This window comes from Nostoc sp. WHI (assembly GCF_015714725.1).
GTDB lineage: Bacteria > Cyanobacteriota > Cyanobacteriia > Cyanobacteriales > Nostocaceae > Nostoc.
In genome coordinates, this window is sequence record NZ_WBKM01000346.1 from 12,943 (window position 1) to 29,666 (window position 16,724).

Genomic DNA, 16,724 nt, shown 5'->3' on the forward strand with positions numbered 1-16,724 from the left:
TCATCGTTTGGCAACTCGCATCAATAACAATAAACCTATTCCTAAAAAAATAAAGTTGGGCAACCAAGCCCCCATCCAGGGAGAGAGGACTCCGGCTTGCGCGATCGCACCACTAATAAAGAAAATTAAGTAGTACGAAAAAATTACTACGACACTAATCCCAAAGCTGGTGCCTCTTCCAGTTCGCTGGGGTATGCTTCCCATCGCTGCACCTACCAAGCCGAAAACTACGCATACAAAGGGTAAGGAGATTTTTTGTTGAATCCGCACTTGGAGTTTACGAATTTTTTGGCGATCGCCACCAAGATATTCCACTTCTAGTTGATTTAGTGCTTCAGAAATATTCATTTCACCATAGTCGCGGCTTTTTTCTGCCAGACTTAATGGTGTGCGTGGTAGTTGCAGTTGTTGCTGTTCAAATCTAACGATGTTGCGATAAGAGCGATCGGCAGCGACAAAATAGATCGTGCCGTTGTAAAAATCCCAGATATTTTTAGAAGGATTCCACTGGGCGGATTCTGATACCAAAATTTGATTCAGACCTTTTGTTGAGCGGTCTATAATCGTCAAACCTGTCATCCGCTTACCATCAAATTGGTCGGCGTAAAACAAGCGTGTCAATATCCTATTCTTAGAACCATCTGGCTGGGTAACATCCTGATATTCAGGATAGAAAATATTTTGCTGTTTAAAAGCTGGTTTGTCTGATTTGAGGGCTTTATCCAGAGTCATCCCCGCTTGATAATTTGCTGCTGGTGCTATTTGTTCGTTAAATATAAATGTCATTCCTGTAACCACAAGACTCAACATCACAGCAGTTAGCACCATGCGATAGACGCTGACCCCACAACTACGCAGGGCAATTAGTTCGCTGTCGCTAGAAAGACGACTGTAAGTCATCAAAGTAGCTAGCAGCGTAGACATAGGGAAGGCTAAAACGATAAAGTTGGGAAATTTTAACAAAAAAACCTGAATGGCAATATCTATGGGTAGCCCAGATTCTACGATTTTTCTGACGAGATCAAACACAGCATCAATGGTAACACCAATTGATGAAAAAGCTCCGACACCAAAGAAAAACGGCGCTATCAGTTCGCTGGCAAGATAACGATCCATAATCGTAAAAGGCATCAGCGAATGGAGGTTGTAGAAAGACTCGAACTTCTTTGATATCATAAGCAACTTGAAAAGTTAAATATTTAGATTAATACCGATTCTCTTTAATCTCTTTAAGAGGATGTTTTAAAAGTCATGATTGATGTGTGAAATATTTTTTACCCCACCCTAACCCTCGCCCTTATAAAGGGCAGGGAACCGGATTTTATCAAGAAAGGAAGAAGGAAGAAGGCGTAACGACATATCGGAGTAATTCAGGATAAATCCTAAGTATCCAATTGTCCATAAGTTTCGCAGTCTAATTGACGGTAGTAACTAATTGCTCGGTCTTGCAATCAGTCCTCTCAGGACACCGTATCTAGACCCTGCCGCCTACGACGTGACGGCTTACCTTGCACCAGATGCTTGGAGTCTAACCATCCCAAAGACACGCCTGACTCTAAGCTATGACCTAACTCTGCAAGGAATAACCGAGTTCTTTCTACCAATATTCGATGCACTTGTTCCTTTTTCATAAACCGAGTTATGACAGAATCAGCACCTCGATGTTTGATACAGTTCCCGGCGTTATAATCTGCTTGTAATACCACCCCGTCAAAGGTGAATAATTGATCTAAGAGACGTTTTCCTAGTAACGTACCATTCCGATGATCAACCTGTGAGGTATAAGCAGCATTTACTAATGTGACTTTTCCACCCTTACGGATAGAAATTTCATCCAACGCTTTCTGTAATTCCCCTTTACTCCATTCGTTTAGTCTCCTATTTACAGCTTTAGCTCTACGCTTGCCTTTGATATGTTTGCTTAAATCTTCTGCAAAGATTTCCCCAAAGGAATCAAATATTTTATTAGTATCAGTGCGAATAAGTTGACGAATGGTTTGACGTTTTCTTCTGTCTAAGTTGTTCGCCTTTTTCCTGCCTAAATTGTTCTCTAAAATCCTGGCAGACCTAGCTGGATCAACAGCTTGAGATATGGCGAATAACCTGTAACGCTTTCTATTCTTCTTGGTTCTGGCATCAGAGCTTCGTTTAATTACCTGACCCAATCCCTCGGTATAAGCTACGCCATTACTACCATAAAAACCCTCTGTAAAACCCTTGTCAAGACCGATGCTATCAGTGCTAGGATTGACTTCGATTTTAGTGGTCTTGGGATAGTGGAGTTCTACTGCTCCTGAGTGATTGATAATGAAGCGTAACCGCCCTGCCTTGGGTGTAACCCTACCAGCAAGGATGGAAACAGATATCCACTGACACCGCTTACCATCCATGAATCCTGGTATCTGATAAGTAGTTACTCTACCCTTGCGAGATATCTTACCCTTCATTGATCCAGAAGTGGCATTAACTACAATTTGGTTGTTAACCCACGTATGACCACGCCTATAACATTGCCTCACCCAACGACTAATCAACGGGTAATTTTGCCACTCCTGAGAGTTGAGACTTCTGATTAATTCATCTCTAAAGGATGTTTCAGGATTATCTACTAATACTGTCTTCTTGTTTTTGACAACCTCTATTTTTTCAGGTTTAAAATTAGCGCAGATTCTCCGAATAACCTGAACCTTTGCAGCTTCTTGAACTGCGTGGATATCATCAATTATGGTTTGTACTGTTCGTTCCCAAATCTCAGAACTAAGATTAAACCTTTCTGCTCCATATATTTTGCGTAATTCTGGATTGTTTCGGATGTTCTTGATGATTGTATTTTTGTCAATCCCCCAAGCTTGCAGTGAACCGTATTTATTCCACAACTCTGAACGCAAACTACCTAAAGCCTCAGCTAGTTTAACCAACTCCACTGGAGTTTCACCAACAGAATAAGCAATTCTGGTAACTGTGTATTCAGTTGTCTTGGTTGCTTTTCTTGGTGACATTGGTTTTAGGCAGAAGGGATTTTATTGTTTCCCCCCTTTACAAGGGGGGATTAAGGGGGGTAATAGTTCGATTAAAATCACGGGTAACTTTTAAAAATCAAAATATCCTTTAAAAATATTAACTAAATACAGCAGTTTGTGACTAAATAAAGTACAGAAACTCAGCCTCAAAGCCAGATATAAAGCTTTTTTCACTCCTGACTCCTGAATTCTGACTCCTGAATTCTGTCCTAATTGTTAATTTAGACTTGAAAGTTATCCCCTAAATAATATTGGCGCACGAGCGGATTGCTGTAGAGTTCGCCAGCAGTGCCAAAAGCGAGAATTTGTCCCTCGCGCATGATGTAGGCGCGATCAGTGATGGCTAGGGTTTCGCGGACATTATGATCTGTAATTAAGATTCCCATGCCGCGATCGCGTAGTTGCGCTACAATTTGCTGAATTTCTGAAACTGCGATCGGATCAACTCCCGCAAATGGTTCATCCAAAAGTAAAAATTTTGGCCCTTCTTGTCCAGCAGCTAAAGACCTTGCCAATTCCGTCCGCCGTCGCTCACCACCAGAAAGTTGAATTCCTTTGCTATTAGCTAATTTTTCCAACCGGAACTCCCCCAGTAAAGTTTTGAGTCGCTTAGACCACTCCCATCGTGGCACATTAGTTTGCTCTAGAACCAACAGAATATTATCCTGTACCGAGAGTTGGCGAAAAATACTTGCTTCTTGCGCTAAATAGCCAATACCCAATCGCGCCCTTTGGTGCATTGGCATTCCCGTAACATCCAGATTACCTAGCCAGACTTTTCCTTGATTGGGTTTTTCTAAACCTGTGGCAATGTAAAAGGTTGTCGTTTTACCAGCCCCATTGGGGCCTAGTAAACCAACGACTTCGCCCTGATCAACAGAAAGATTAACACGATTGACAATTACTCTCTTGCCGTAAGATTTGTGAATATTCTCTAAAACAATTTTCATTGTTCGCGCCCTTTCTTGATGCTTGATGGTAGATGCTAATTAGAACGCTTCAATGCTGGTGTTTGGGGAGCAGGTGCTGTAGTTTGTCCATCATTATCTGATTCCTGAATCATATAGATCGACTCTACCTGACGGTTGGATTGGGGTAAGGCAACAAACCGCCCTTCGTCAATTAAATACGTTACCTTCTCCGCCCGGATACTGTTACCGCCCTGTTGCAAAATATAAACGTTGCCACTGAAATCAATTCGGCGTTCTTTACTAAAGTACTGTGCTTGGGCAGATGTTGCCTGAATCTGGCGAGCCGGATATGACATTTGCACATTACCGGTCGCGGTGATTACTTGATTTTTAGCGTCATATTCTTGCACATCAGCACGGATAGTTAGGGGGCGATTTTCTCTAGATGTTTGTGCAGTAGCGGTTTGCAGTTGGTTAGGGAATACAAAAGCGCCTAAGAGTGCAACTGGCAGCATTAAAGCTAATCCAAAGCGACGCATTTGTGATCTGGGCAATTTATAGCAGGGCATCATAGCAATTTAAGATTCAGGATTTCAGCTTGTATTTTCATTATCTCAAGTACTTTATCCAGATATGAAATATACAATCTGGAGTGATTTACGATAACTACTGGCTGAAATAGTGACGCTACCCCCAACCTCAAGGTTTCAGGAAATTTTATATAAAATCCACTACAGCTTCACAATTCGGAAGTTCAAGCTATCTCGTTCCCAGTCTCAGACTGGGAATGCCCATCGTTAAGGCTCTGCCTCTCTTACTGGCCGCAGAGCTGCAATGAGCAGCATTTCCAGCCAGAGGCTGAAAACGAGGTTTGAAACTCCGAACTTCAAGTTCAGAACTCAGAATGCCGAAATCTACGCTCAAACATCCAAGCTCCAGATCACCTGCTTAAACTTTACTAATCGTTAGCGAGCAGAATTATAGGTAAAGATAAGGCTTCATTTTCACCCAGATCATCAGTAGTAATCCTGTCTGACCCTATTTGTTGTAATGTCGTCAACAATGCTACGCTCTGACTCAATAGCTCATCTACATCAATGCCGTAGTAATTAGATGGGTAACGCCGCAGGCGATTGCTGCCTTCTCCTAGTAAAATTACTGCACCTCGCCAGTTTCGATTCTCCAAATGATACAGTGCCACTGCAATTTGGAGAATGCTTTGATAAAAGGTTTTTTCCGGTTCGTTGGCTTCAATCCACAAAGCTTCTAAAGTGTCATGACAGGCGTAGAACTGACCAGAATTGAACTGTTCCACGCCTTGCCAAAACTCTTGGGGGATAGTTTCGCTCATCCCATGCTGTCTCGTACTTCTTTAATTGTTTCGAGAGAGATTTCTTGTTTTTCTCCAGAAAACTCGTTGTCAGAGGTGAGGAACAACATGCAATGGCACTCTTTGCGTTCTCTCATTGGCACACACGGACAGTTCCAATATGTGGCGTGAACCTCAGCTTCTTTATCTTCGTAATGGCGACAGGGACATAAAGGCGCACCTAGTTCGTCTTTATGTTTGGCTAGTCCTTCAATTACAACTGCGGTAACAGAAGGTTCAGAACAAAAGTATGTTCCAGTCCGCTTGGCGTATTGTTCGGAAAAATGCCGCATTGCCTCTAGGCTTTTATCGCTGGATTTTGTGTTATGTTCTGATGTGATCATGTCGCTCATAATTTAAATATTTCTTTGCATTGTACCTCAGCTTCATGTAGGGATTACTGGGTGTATTTCCCCAACCTTACCTGCTTTAACTATTTTACCTTTGCTCAAAGGCTGATATGTCCGGTGTGCTGGGATCAGACAAAATCTCATAAATCTCAGAAGCTTAACTTATGAGCTAATCAAAATTCAAGTTGCATCTTCAGGCAGACTTTAAAAGTCAACAGGTTGATTTGTTCTGATCAACAAACGAGTCTGTGACGTGTCTAAGGGAAGACACCAAGCACGTTCCTTATGTCAGGCTTTATTTATAGATTGTGCTGAATTCTCTTCATCATAACTTTATGAGACTTCATGAAATCCCTAAGTAGTAATACTTAATATTTTTTGGGGTTTAGTGTATGTTCTTAAATGTGTAATAAAAAAAGCACAAACTTATCAAGAGTTACTACTACTACTATATGAGTATTTCAACTGTTGGGAAAAAGTTATCGACTGCTGCGATCGCAGCAACAGTCATCGTTTTGGGAATAGGAGCAGTAGCACAAGCAACTGTTTTAACATTTGATGATATAGCGGCTATTTCAGGTTTTGCTTCAATTCCTAACGGTTACGGTGGATTTAATTGGGATAATTTTTCCTACAACAATGGCTCGAATGGTACCTCACGTACAGGCTATGACAATGGTAGAGTATCAGGAGACTATGTGGCTTTCAACGGGTTTGGAAACCCTGCCCTAGTAAGTGATAGTATTTTTGACTTCAACAGTGCTTACCTCACAGGTGCTTGGAATGATGGTCTTTCGATTACTGTAGAAGGTTTCAAGAGCGGCGCAACCTTATATTCAAAAACTGTGGTTGTAGATACGACACAGCCAACTTTAGTTAATTTTGATTATTTTGGTGTTGATGAATTAAGATTTACGTCATTTGGGGGAGTTGAACCAGATTATCTTATAGAGACGGGTGGTCGCGGGACACAGTTTGCGCTAGATAACTTTACCTTTAATGAAAAAGCTACATCTGTTCCCGAACCTACATTTCTACCAGCGCTACTGTCAATAGCTACTTTAAGTGCTGGTTCAGTATTAAGACGTAAACAGCAACAGAGTACTAAGCTAAAGCAAAGTTAACTCAAACCTTGCAACTTGCCCGAACGGCTAGAAGTCGCGGCTACACAAACGAAGCCCACCTCCGTGGGCTAAAAGCTTTACAGTCTGTAGAGGCAGGCTTTGTTCGTATAGCCCTTTTAGGGTGTGGTTTTTTGGCGAAGGTATTGATTAATACGAATGTAATGTTTTTTGCAGTTGGGGTTGCAGAGGGCGTAGGCGTAGCCCGTCGGAGACATCGCTTTGCAAAACTATACCAGGGTGTTCCCAATTGATTACCTCTGTTTCTGCTGGTGAGGAAATATTTGGCCACAAAACCCAGCGACTACCTTGAGGAAGAGTAGCAAGGCTCAAGGGGTTTTGAGTTAGCCAAATCAAAGGATAGCTTTTAGGAACTACTGAACTGGCATCTTCTAGGGCTGTGGTTGCTGCTAAGGTTTCTAGGACAAAGCGATCGCCTTTAACTAAACTTGTTGATGCTGTCCAGAGTTGCACCTCTAATTGCTGTTGCTGTGCATAAAAATACAGCGATGCTGCGGCAATTACAGCTTGTTCAAAGTTTTCTTCTTCCCAATTACTAGCACTGTCAAGGGCAATAACTATTTCTTGTCCACCTGTCACCATTTCTAACTCTCGCACCCTTAATTCGCCATAGCGGGCGCTAGTTCGCCAGTGAATCAGACGGGTGGGATCTCCGGTGCGGTAGGGACGGAGCGATCGCACCAGCCCTGTTGTTGCTGTCTGCAACGGTTTGCCACGAGGATCGCCCCTTTTGCTCTCTTCTTGCCCCATTTCGTCTACTAGGGGGCAGGTAGCCAAGGGTAACACTGTCGGATAGACGATCGCTGTGGCAGCACAATCACGCTGACGGCGACACCAAAACAATCCTAAAGGCGCACCAGAAGCTAGTTCGACTGTGTGCCAGCGATAAACGCCCCGGCGCTGAGTTGGGTGGTAATATACCCAACGGTAACTGCCTTGGCTAGGAATTGTTTCGATTGCCTTTTGTACTGGTTTCCCTAAGACGAAGGGCAATATATCCTCAACTTGCAACAAGCTTACAGGCTGCTGTGTCTGATTGCGGATTTCTAACTCCACCGTCAGATCATCGCCGGCTGACACAGGCTGCATGGGACGACGGGTGATGGATAAACCTGTGAGCGATCGCGGTGGTAAGATGGCTGCTACACCCAAAAGAGCAAAACTGATGCCGCTAATGGCGTACAGCCAACCAGCCATCGTATTGATACCTGCGCCAAAAAAACAAATTGCCGTTGCTGCTAGTATCCAACCGCCGTATGTAGGGGTACAAGCGCGGGTTTCTAACCAATTGGTGATAGGTTTGATGATTTTCATGTTTCTTTTTTAACCTAATACCACCCAAAATTCACAGTGTTATCTTTTCACAGGTTTTGTCGTACCGTGGCAATCCCTTTATACTCGACTTATCTAAATATATATTCGTCTTATTTATGTTTTCCTAACTTAATCAACACACAAAATTTACAAAACATCAGTATTTTCTACTAAAAAGTATTTATTATCTATATATCCTTCTTTAAATTCCCAAGTAAGCAGACATCATTGCTGCCATTGTGACTGTTCAGAGGTTATTTAACCGTATTTGCTTAACTTCAATAATTTTACTTAGAGGATAAACTATGCTTGAATCAAAAAATAAATTATTTAAAATTGCAATCCCATTCTTCTCATTTTATATATTATCAATTGTGAGTATCATAACTTATGGATCTATTATTAAAACTCATAGAGAAATTGAAGAATATAAACAACTCACTTCCTGGTATGAAAACCTAGATGCAAAAACACAATATACAAAAAATTTTGAGTTTTTTGTAAAACAAGCACAAAAGAAATTAAAAAATGATTATAAATCAAATTTTCAAAATCCTGAAGGCAAAAGACTTCCTGCTAATATTAAAGAAAAAATAATTGTTGACCAAAATGCACCGAATGAAGGTTCTGTTAAATGGAAGATAGGAAAAACAGGAGAGTCTGTTTAGGTTTACTATGATTATACTATTGTAAATGACTTTAATCAACAACAAGGCACTAATAAGATTGAGCGATATAAAGAAAAAAAGCAAAGTACTGATGATAAAGTTTTTCAGAATTTTACTTACATAATGACGAGTGAAATTAAAAAAGATTTGGATAATAAAACAAAACAAAATGGTATACAAAACCAAAACTTATATACTTTTAGCCAAGTTGTGATTAACTATTTAATAGGTGATGATAATTACTCAAATATAATTCCTGATCTAAGAATTAATAATGTCTATATTACTAATACAAAGACAGGCTTCCTGCTATCTTATCCATTTACTAATGAAAATTATAAACAATATATAGATTTTAAAACCAGACCTTGGTTTAGAGCTACTCAAAGAAGTAACTATTATGATTCAGACTTTGAAGATAGAGATGAGTTTAATAACGATTTAGGACTTACTAATGTTTACATAGATATAAACGATGAAAACAAACCTAACGTCATTAGAACCTTATGGTACAAGTTTAAAACTAATGCCAACGAAGAATATATTTTATGTGTGGATTTGTTTTTTGATAAAAGTAATAAACTTTCAGAAAAAATAAATTTACTAGATTTAGGTTTATTAGAACAATCTATAAAGTCCGGTCTAAATTTAAAAGAAAGTGATAATACTTGGATATATTTATTGATCATAAGTTTTATTCTGGCTTTATCCTTATCTTTAATATATGAATTCAAAGTGAAAGATATTATTTTAAGAATATCTAAACGTCATCCTAATGATTTAGTAAAAATCAAGCTGCAACTAGATAGCAAACATTATGCTAGTAAAGATGAAGGAGAAATAAAGTTTACTATTCAAGGAGAAACTAAAGAGATAAATCAAAGCGAACAGTCAATGGAGGCTAAATGGTCTTTCAATATACAGAACATACAGGTTGGTGTTAATGGAAGTCAAACTCATACAAAACAAAAAGAAGCTACTTCTAGGTATGAATTCATTAATGAATATAATCTTAATATGAGTCAAAATAAACCTCAATATAGATGTATTGAAACTTGGAGAGTTGTATTAGAATATCAATCATGGAACACTGAAAAAATAGGTTTCTTTGTGGCAAAATGGAATACTAATAATAGTGCAGACATTGAAGAAGGACTAGATATAAAATCTATATATTGGGAAAAGGAATATGAACAATACTTAGGTATTCTTAAAAAGCAATTACGCGAACATTTACTTGTAAGCGACGATAAAGAATTAGTAGCTGTTTTAGATAGTAATTATATTAGGCCGCAAAATATACCCTCATTTCTTGCAGAAATCGATAGCATTAAAAAAATAATCAATAGCAGTTTATATCTCAAACAAGGAAAAATTGTTTTTTCAGAAGTTGAAACTCTGACTGAATTATACAAACAGGTTCAGGTTATGGTTAATGCAATTTGTACGCTACATTTTCTCAGAAAATTAGTGGATAATAATAAATTAAAAGATTTCTTTCAAACTCAAGTACATGAAAGGTATTTGATAGAATATCAACAAGATGAATTCAAGAATTTTTACGATTCACTTGATGATGAGAGTAAATCAGAATTGATAAATAAATCTCCATTTAAAATCATGGTCTATCAAGATAATATTGATAACATAGTTAGCCCTCAAGACGATTTTTGTATAATTTCAATCAACAATACTCCTAGATTAGTAGCTTATAGTTTTACAGATAATAAATATTCCAATACTGGTTGGATAAGTTGGCGAGAAGTAGATATCAAATTTTATGAGGAATTATATAAGTGCCAAAAAGATAAAAACCATAGAATTGAAAATATTCAAACATATTTAAGCTGAGTCCATTTTAAAATTATCTACTAGCTTATAAATAATTGAATTTATTTAGCTTTTTAACTTTGTCTGAATTATTCCATTTTGTTTTTTTCAACTTCCTTGTTCATAAAACCTCTTCTCTTGGCGGGTAGCATTTCGGGCGCTGATAATTGGTATCTTTTCCCCTCTATTAGTTAGTATCTGAAACAACTAAAAATTGTTCAAACCTAGATAAGCCAATAATAACGTAGCGACTAGCGATGTCTACGACGGGCTGTGACGCTCCTGCGTCGCTAACGCCACACGCGCAGGTCGGTTAAGCAAGTATTCTTGTCTGGTTCCATCAATAACTTTGTAAGAGCCAGGATTATTGTATATGATTAAATTATGGAATGTAGGTAGAAGGTAAAAATATGACAATTACTACCAACTTAAAACAACTCTATGAAACCGATGAAAATTTATGGTTAGAAGAAACTATTGAATTATTAAAACAAAAACAGTTTAACCAACTTGATTTAGAAAACTTAATTGAGGAATTAATCAGTTTGGGGAAAAGAGATTTAGCTAAAGCCAAAAGTCTTTTAAGGCAAATCATTATTCATATATTATTACTTCAATATTGGCAGGTGGAGTTTATAAGAAACTATCGTCATTGGATTGGAGAAATTCAAACTTTTAGATATGACTTAAATAATCATTTAACGACGAATTTAATAAACAAGTTACAAGATGATTTAGAGAATATTTATCAAAGTGCGGTTGAGTTTGTGAAAATTAAAACCGATTTAACTATTTTTCTAGAAAAGTGTCCTTACACGCTTGTGCAATTATTAGATGAAAATTATTTACCTTAAATATATGAGTCTTGTCTGATTTTTGCGAAATAAAAGCACTACACTGTTTCAGACCGAAATGATTTCAAAGGTGTCTTGATCGCTAATCCGATAAAACAAAAAGTCTGAATCGAGGGATATTTGGAGTAGGCGATCGCTTCGCTGCGACTTTGCGTGAGATAAAAAAGGCGATTATGATTAATTTGGGAAGAAATCCAAATCTAAAGTTTCATCAACAGAAAAAGGATAATCTTTAGGAAAAATAGATAGAGGAAGTCCTGTTTCAATAGATGCTTCTTTTCGGGCGTGTTGGTAACAATTGTCAAAAACTTCCGTATAATAGTATTTCAAGCTAGGACTATCTAAAAATGCTTCTTGTAATCTTTGACGATGTTCATAGATTGTATATAACCAGCTATTGGAGCGGTTCTGGGGTTGAAATTTGTATTTGAGAAGGTGCATTATCAGCACTCTAAGATTACTCCTTAAAGCATTTTTATCACTTCTTCCCATACTTTCAATTTCTTCAATTAAATTTTCTAAATCTAATTCTGAAAATATGTTATTTTTTAATAAACAAGCAGTGTGTTGTAACCACAATTGATAATCTTGAGCATAGAGATTATTGGTTTGAGGAACAGATTGATTGCTCATAATCTTCTCTTTTATGGATATATAATATTAACATCAATTCTGTTATTTTTGAGTGTGCATTAGCGTAGTTTACCGCAGTTTGCGCCTCTGTGGTTTGTTAAAAAAAGCGTAGGTGTTGGCGTAGCCTTTCGTAAAGCAGGACTATTTACTAAATCTGTTAATATAATTTCCCGTTCTTCCGAGTTGATACTTGATAAAACTTTTTTTCTTCATGGGTGGTTAAACTGTCTTCAATTGAGAGCTACAAAATAAGCTTCTACCGATAAACCTTATGCAGCAGCTTCAGCAATGCGATCTGTACTGTTGCTTATGACGGTTGCATAATTCCTGAGTCCTGAGATCCAAAACAAGTTTCTTGCAGTTCATAGTCATGCCAAGTATGATCTATATATGTACTCGGTATGACTATGACTTATTTTGTTTGATCAATAAGCGTATGTTTGTCTACTGACTAAAATATACCCTGGGCAATCTGAATAACTTAATGGAGAACTTCTTTACCCATGACTGAACCCCAAAAATTGACAACTGCTGACGGTATCCCCGTTGCTGATAACCAGAATTCACTCACCGCCGGGCCGCGTGGCCCTGTATTAATTCAGGATTTCCACCTGATAGAAAAGCTGGCTCATTTCAACAGAGAACGTATCCCTGAGCGGGTTGTCCATGCCAAAGGTGCTGCTGCTCATGGTACTTTCACAGTCACTAATGACATCAGCCGCTACACTAAAGCCAAGCTTTTTTCTGAAATTGGCAAGAAAACAGAAGTCCTCCTGCGCTTTTCTACAGTGGGGGGAGAAAAGGGTTCAGCAGATGCCGAGCGTGATCCTAGAGGCTTTGCCATCAAGTTTTATACTGAAGAGGGAAACTGGGATATCACAGGCAACAATACCCCTGTTTTCTTTATTCGTGACCCTTTGAAGTTTCCTGATTTCGTCCATACCCAAAAGCGCAATCCCCAAACCAATTGCAAAGACCATAATGCAATGTGGGATTTCTGGTCACTTAGTCCAGAATCGCTCCACCAGGTGACGATCCTGTTTTCAGATCGGGGAATTCCGAAAACCTATCGCCACATGGACGGCTTTGGTAGTCACACCTTCAGTTTGATTAATGCTCAAGGCGATCGCGTCTGGTGCAAATTTCACTTTAAGACTTTGCAAGGGCATCAAACCTTGACGAATGAGGAATCTGCCAAGATTAAGGGAGAAGATCCTGACCATGCGACTCGTGATTTATTTGAAGCGATCGCCCAAGAAGACTATCCTAAGTGGCGGCTGTGTATTCAGGTGATGACAGAGGAGCAAGCATCAAAACATTCTGACAATCCCTTTGACTTGACGAAAGTTTGGAAACAAAAAGAGTATCCCTTAATCGAAGTTGGGATATTAGAGCTAAATCGTAACCCTGAGAATTATTTCGCCGAAGTTGAGCAAGCTGCTTTTAGCCCTAGTGCAGTAGTACCAGGCGTCAGTTTCTCTCCTGACAAAGTTCTGCAAGCTCGCCTCTTTTCTTACCCAGATGCTCAACGGTATCGGTTGGGTGGTAACTATCAGCAACTACCTATTAATCAGCCTAAATGTCCAGTGATGCATAATCAGCGAGATGGCTTGATGGCATTAGGAAAGAACGGCGGTAGCACTCTTAACTATGAACCGAATAGTGGTGAGGGTACACCCCAAGAAAATCCAGCTTATGCAGAGCCATCGCTCCATTTGGGCGATGTCGCTGTTGATCGTTACGATCATCGCCAAGAAAACGACGATTATACCCAAGCAGGTAATCTGTATCGGTTACTGACTCCTGAGCAACAGGAGCGTCTTGTTAAAAATATCGTCGGCAGCCTCAGTCAAGCTAGGCAAGATATCCAAATGCGTCAACTTTGCCATTTCTTCCGAGCAGATGCTTCTTATGGTCTTCTTGTAGCTAAGGGCTTAGGTATTTCAATTGATCCCTCAATGTTTAGCGCTACTGCTCAAGCTGTAGCTATCTAGTACCACTAGGCAAAAGTCAAAATCGCCGCAGGGGTACAGCATTGCTGTGCCCTACGGCGTGTTACTTCAATCAGTTGTTTTATTAAACACTTCTAAAATCTGTTGGCAAATCTGTTTGAGCTTATGCCCGATTTCACCAGAAGGCGAAGATGCGCCGACAATACTCCAGTTTTCCACCGTAGAAAGTCGCCACGCTTCGCCGCGATGATCAAATCCAGCTACCTCCACACCGATCGCACGGCGTGAGTTATTGATGGGATCTTGATAAAATCGGATTTGAATTAAAATACTGCGACTTCGCCAAGATTTGCTGATACCAGGAAAGTGAAAGCCAATATCTATAGAATCTGGATCGACTAATTCCCTAGTCTCCGGGTCATTCTTCCAAGGTTTGAGATCAGATTTGGCATCAGGAAACTCAAATTTGAACAAATTAACTACTGTAGCAATGTTGCTGGCCAGTTTAAGGTTAGTTGCCTGTTCAGCTGCGTTCACTAAAAAACACTCCTATATTGCGTCGTCGTCTGGGGGAATGTGAAGACAGAAAAACCGCCAGAAGGCTTATATTATTGGTGTCTCAGCTTATCAAGACCTTTTTGATTTAGCAACTTTAAATCATACTTCCCTAACAATTTTGATTACTACCAGATGCCAAAAATCGCTTCTTGTTGTAACTGGGTAACACCTTTTAAGTAATTATACTTAAAAATTCCTCAAAAGCGGATGAAACTCTGCCCTTTGGAGAAAATATCAGGATTTTCTCCAAAATCCTTGACTCACAAGAACGATAAACTGCGCTAGCGATCTAAAATGACACTGTTACTTGGCAAACAAAAAGCAATTAAGTTCAGTGTATGGCGCGTCAACCCTCGATTTTTTCATTTCTTTTAGTACTATTGGCCACATTCCTCATTAGTTGTGGCAGTCCTGGTGTTGCAGTTGCACCTCCAACTTACACAGCAACACAACTTGAAAAAATTCAGGCATACGTTCCTGAAATTCAGGCTGTGCGCGATCGCTCACAAGAGTTAAATACCCTGATCCAAAAAAAAGATTGGATTAATGTGCGTAACTTTATACATGGCCCCATAACAGAAGCAAAGCTGAACCTGACTTATATCACTCCTAACCTTCTACCCAAAGACCAAGCCACAGCACGTCAAATAACGCGAGATTTCTTTAACCACCTAGTTAAACTTGATGGAGGTACTAGTGCTAGCAATGCTCAAGTTGCTTTGAATAACTCCCAAGCTGCTTTCGCAGACATTGACAAATTCCTCCAGCTGCTTCCTAAAACAGAAGAGAGACGCGATTAATCGCGTCTGTACAGGAGTTAGGAGTAGAGACGCGATTAATCGCGTCTGTTAGGAATTTTAATTTTTAACTCCTCACTCCTAACTCCTCACTTCAAATACAAGTCATGAATATAGTTATTATCGGTTGTGGTGTAGTTGGGGCTGCGATCGCCTATGAGCTAAGTCTAGTTAAAGGACTGAAAATCACGGTTTGCGATCGGCAACCACCAGCACAAGCTTCCACGGGCGCTGCACTTGGCGTTTTGATGGGCGCAATCAGCCAAAAAATTAAGGGCAAAGCTTGGGAGATGCGACAAACTAGCATCCAACGCTATGAGACTTTGATTCCTGAACTAGAAGCTTTAACAAATCGCAAAATTCCTTTTAATCGTCAGGGAATTCTCATGCTTTTGTCTAATCCCTCCCCTTCCTTAGAGGAAATCTCAGCATGGGAAAAACTTGTAGAAATTCGCTACTCTCAAGGCTGGCATTTAGAAATTTGGGACACGGCTAAACTTAAGAATATCTGTCCTCAAGTTAATAACGAAAAAATTACTGGCGCTGTTTATTCTCCTCAAGATCGCCAGCTTGATCCAATTGCCCTCACGTTAGCTTTAGTTGAGGCTGCCCAGCAAAACGGTGTGACTTTCAAATTTGGTGTCGCTGTTTTGGATACCCCAACCTCAACGCTTGAGTATCCCTCCAAAGTTTGCACTCAACTTGAAACTACAGAAGGAAAAATAGCTGCTGATTGGTTTGTAATCGCGGCGGGGCTAGGTTCAACAGCACTGACAGCAAAATTAAATCAGCTAATTGATATCCGCCCTGTATTGGGGCAAGCGTTGCAAATGCGTGTAGGGCATCCATTAGGCAATCCCGAATTCCAGCCAGTGATTACGGGTAACGATGTCCATGTTGTACCCGTGGGCGGCACAGATTATTGGGTGGGTGCAACAGTGGAATTTCCCAGCAATGGAAATGAGATCCCGCCAAATCAAGAACTACTGGAATCTGTTAGAAAACAAGCGATCGCATTTTGCCCAGAATTAGCCACAGCAACTATTCTCCGCACTTGGTCGGGGTTACGTCCCCGTCCTGAAGGACGACCAGCCCCAATTATTGGTAAGCTGCCAGGGTTTAGTAATGTCCTCCTAGCTACCGGACATTATCGCAATGGTGTTTTACTAGCACCCGCTACAGCTTATGCAATTCGTGAGATGATTATTTCTCATGAAGTGGGGAGTGGGGAGTAGGGAGTAGGGAGTAGGGAGATAAGGGAGACAAGGGGGACAAGCGGACAACGAGAATAACCCATGCCCAATGCCCAATGCCCAATGCCCAATG

Annotated in this window: 16 protein-coding genes; 7 read left to right on the forward strand and 9 right to left on the reverse strand. The window is 39.8% G+C overall.

The window, feature by feature from the left end:
- The 6 genes from F8S12_RS35320 to F8S12_RS35345 form a co-directional block, all read right to left on the reverse strand.
- Entirely contained in the window at window positions 1–1,116 is a 1,116-nt protein-coding gene (locus F8S12_RS35320; protein ID WP_196520997.1) for an LptF/LptG family permease, read from the reverse strand.
- Between the two features lie 344 nt (window positions 1,117–1,460).
- Window positions 1,461–2,999 carry a hypothetical protein gene (locus F8S12_RS35325; RefSeq protein ID WP_196520969.1) on the reverse strand — a complete coding sequence of 513 codons (1,539 nt, stop codon included), beginning with the start codon at window positions 2,997–2,999 and terminating at the stop codon, window positions 1,461–1,463.
- A 242-nt stretch (window positions 3,000–3,241) separates the two neighbouring features.
- Entirely contained in the window at window positions 3,242–3,970 is a 729-nt protein-coding gene (gene lptB, locus F8S12_RS35330; protein WP_196520971.1) for an LPS export ABC transporter ATP-binding protein, read from the reverse strand.
- A gap of 35 nt (window positions 3,971–4,005) precedes the next feature.
- Window positions 4,006–4,503 (reverse strand): LptA/OstA family protein, encoded by a 498-nt coding sequence (locus F8S12_RS35335; RefSeq protein ID WP_196520973.1) that lies wholly within the window; start codon window positions 4,501–4,503, stop codon window positions 4,006–4,008.
- A 386-nt stretch (window positions 4,504–4,889) separates the two neighbouring features.
- Window positions 4,890–5,282 (reverse strand): DUF309 domain-containing protein, encoded by a 393-nt coding sequence (locus F8S12_RS35340; protein ID WP_196520975.1) that lies wholly within the window; start codon window positions 5,280–5,282, stop codon window positions 4,890–4,892.
- Window positions 5,279–5,644 carry a ferredoxin thioredoxin reductase catalytic beta subunit gene (locus F8S12_RS35345; RefSeq protein ID WP_196520999.1) on the reverse strand — a complete coding sequence of 122 codons (366 nt, stop codon included), beginning with the start codon at window positions 5,642–5,644 and terminating at the stop codon, window positions 5,279–5,281. The genes F8S12_RS35340 and F8S12_RS35345 overlap by 4 nt, the downstream gene beginning before the upstream one ends.
- A 458-nt stretch (window positions 5,645–6,102) precedes the next feature.
- Here F8S12_RS35345 and F8S12_RS35350 point away from each other — a divergent pair, with 458 nt between their 5' ends.
- On the forward strand, window positions 6,103–6,774 hold the full coding sequence (locus tag F8S12_RS35350; RefSeq protein WP_196520977.1) for a PEP-CTERM sorting domain-containing protein: 672 nt from the start codon (window positions 6,103–6,105) through the stop codon (window positions 6,772–6,774).
- 147 nt (window positions 6,775–6,921) lie between these two features.
- On the opposite strand, the gene F8S12_RS35355 is transcribed toward F8S12_RS35350, so the two are convergent.
- A complete protein-coding gene (locus F8S12_RS35355; RefSeq protein WP_196520978.1) occupies window positions 6,922–8,106 on the reverse strand; it encodes a DUF58 domain-containing protein in 1,185 nt (394 codons plus the stop codon).
- A 305-nt stretch (window positions 8,107–8,411) separates the two neighbouring features.
- Between F8S12_RS35355 and F8S12_RS35360 the strand changes: the two genes are divergently transcribed.
- The 3 genes from F8S12_RS35360 (at window position 8,412) to F8S12_RS35370 (ending at window position 11,458) form a co-directional block, all read left to right on the forward strand.
- Entirely contained in the window at window positions 8,412–8,774 is a 363-nt protein-coding gene (locus F8S12_RS35360) for a hypothetical protein (protein ID WP_196520980.1), read from the forward strand.
- Window positions 8,775–8,897: 123 nt separating this feature from the next.
- Window positions 8,898–10,625: a hypothetical protein gene (locus tag F8S12_RS35365; protein ID WP_196520982.1), complete on the forward strand. Its 1,728-nt coding sequence runs from the start codon at window positions 8,898–8,900 to the stop codon at window positions 10,623–10,625.
- A 389-nt stretch (window positions 10,626–11,014) separates the two neighbouring features.
- On the forward strand, window positions 11,015–11,458 hold the full coding sequence (locus tag F8S12_RS35370) for a DUF29 domain-containing protein (RefSeq protein ID WP_196520984.1): 444 nt from the start codon (window positions 11,015–11,017) through the stop codon (window positions 11,456–11,458).
- A 177-nt stretch (window positions 11,459–11,635) separates the two neighbouring features.
- Here F8S12_RS35370 and F8S12_RS35375 read toward each other — a convergent pair whose 3' ends face one another.
- Complete coding sequence (locus F8S12_RS35375; RefSeq protein ID WP_196520986.1) at window positions 11,636–12,091, reverse strand: DUF29 domain-containing protein; 456 nt, start codon at window positions 12,089–12,091, stop codon at window positions 11,636–11,638.
- A gap of 503 nt (window positions 12,092–12,594) precedes the next feature.
- Between F8S12_RS35375 and F8S12_RS35380 the strand changes: the two genes are divergently transcribed.
- A complete protein-coding gene (locus F8S12_RS35380; protein ID WP_196520988.1) occupies window positions 12,595–14,085 on the forward strand; it encodes a catalase in 1,491 nt (496 codons plus the stop codon).
- Between the two features lie 66 nt (window positions 14,086–14,151).
- On the opposite strand, the gene F8S12_RS35385 is transcribed toward F8S12_RS35380, so the two are convergent.
- Window positions 14,152–14,580 carry a hypothetical protein gene (locus tag F8S12_RS35385; RefSeq protein ID WP_196520990.1) on the reverse strand — a complete coding sequence of 143 codons (429 nt, stop codon included), beginning with the start codon at window positions 14,578–14,580 and terminating at the stop codon, window positions 14,152–14,154.
- A 359-nt stretch (window positions 14,581–14,939) separates the two neighbouring features.
- On the opposite strand from F8S12_RS35385, the gene psbQ reads away from it, so the two are divergent.
- Together psbQ and F8S12_RS35395 are read left to right on the forward strand one after the other, a co-directional pair.
- Complete coding sequence (psbQ, locus tag F8S12_RS35390) at window positions 14,940–15,401, forward strand: photosystem II protein PsbQ (protein WP_196520992.1); 462 nt, start codon at window positions 14,940–14,942, stop codon at window positions 15,399–15,401.
- A gap of 104 nt (window positions 15,402–15,505) precedes the next feature.
- Complete coding sequence (locus tag F8S12_RS35395; RefSeq protein ID WP_196520993.1) at window positions 15,506–16,633, forward strand: NAD(P)/FAD-dependent oxidoreductase; 1,128 nt, start codon at window positions 15,506–15,508, stop codon at window positions 16,631–16,633.
- Window positions 16,634–16,724 lie beyond the last annotated feature (91 nt).

What these genes read in the sequence shown, in the direction of transcription:
- F8S12_RS35320 (WP_196520997.1), bottom strand. Translation starts at nt 1,116, where the DNA reads ATGGATCGTTATCTTGCCAGCGAACTGATAGCGCCGTTTTTCTTTGGT.
- F8S12_RS35325 (WP_196520969.1), bottom strand. Translation starts at nt 2,999, where the DNA reads ATGTCACCAAGAAAAGCAACCAAGACAACTGAATACACAGTTACCAGA.
- lptB (WP_196520971.1), bottom strand. Translation starts at nt 3,970, where the DNA reads ATGAAAATTGTTTTAGAGAATATTCACAAATCTTACGGCAAGAGAGTA.
- F8S12_RS35335 (WP_196520973.1), bottom strand. Translation starts at nt 4,503, where the DNA reads ATGATGCCCTGCTATAAATTGCCCAGATCACAAATGCGTCGCTTTGGA.
- F8S12_RS35340 (WP_196520975.1), bottom strand. Translation starts at nt 5,282, where the DNA reads ATGAGCGAAACTATCCCCCAAGAGTTTTGGCAAGGCGTGGAACAGTTC.
- F8S12_RS35345 (WP_196520999.1), bottom strand. Translation starts at nt 5,644, where the DNA reads ATGATCACATCAGAACATAACACAAAATCCAGCGATAAAAGCCTAGAG.
- F8S12_RS35350 (WP_196520977.1), top strand. Translation starts at nt 6,103, where the DNA reads ATGAGTATTTCAACTGTTGGGAAAAAGTTATCGACTGCTGCGATCGCA.
- F8S12_RS35355 (WP_196520978.1), bottom strand. Translation starts at nt 8,106, where the DNA reads ATGAAAATCATCAAACCTATCACCAATTGGTTAGAAACCCGCGCTTGT.
- F8S12_RS35360 (WP_196520980.1), top strand. Translation starts at nt 8,412, where the DNA reads ATGCTTGAATCAAAAAATAAATTATTTAAAATTGCAATCCCATTCTTC.
- F8S12_RS35365 (WP_196520982.1), top strand. Translation starts at nt 8,898, where the DNA reads ATGACGAGTGAAATTAAAAAAGATTTGGATAATAAAACAAAACAAAAT.
- F8S12_RS35370 (WP_196520984.1), top strand. Translation starts at nt 11,015, where the DNA reads ATGACAATTACTACCAACTTAAAACAACTCTATGAAACCGATGAAAAT.
- F8S12_RS35375 (WP_196520986.1), bottom strand. Translation starts at nt 12,091, where the DNA reads ATGAGCAATCAATCTGTTCCTCAAACCAATAATCTCTATGCTCAAGAT.
- F8S12_RS35380 (WP_196520988.1), top strand. Translation starts at nt 12,595, where the DNA reads ATGACTGAACCCCAAAAATTGACAACTGCTGACGGTATCCCCGTTGCT.
- psbQ (WP_196520992.1), top strand. Translation starts at nt 14,940, where the DNA reads ATGGCGCGTCAACCCTCGATTTTTTCATTTCTTTTAGTACTATTGGCC.
- F8S12_RS35395 (WP_196520993.1), top strand. Translation starts at nt 15,506, where the DNA reads ATGAATATAGTTATTATCGGTTGTGGTGTAGTTGGGGCTGCGATCGCC.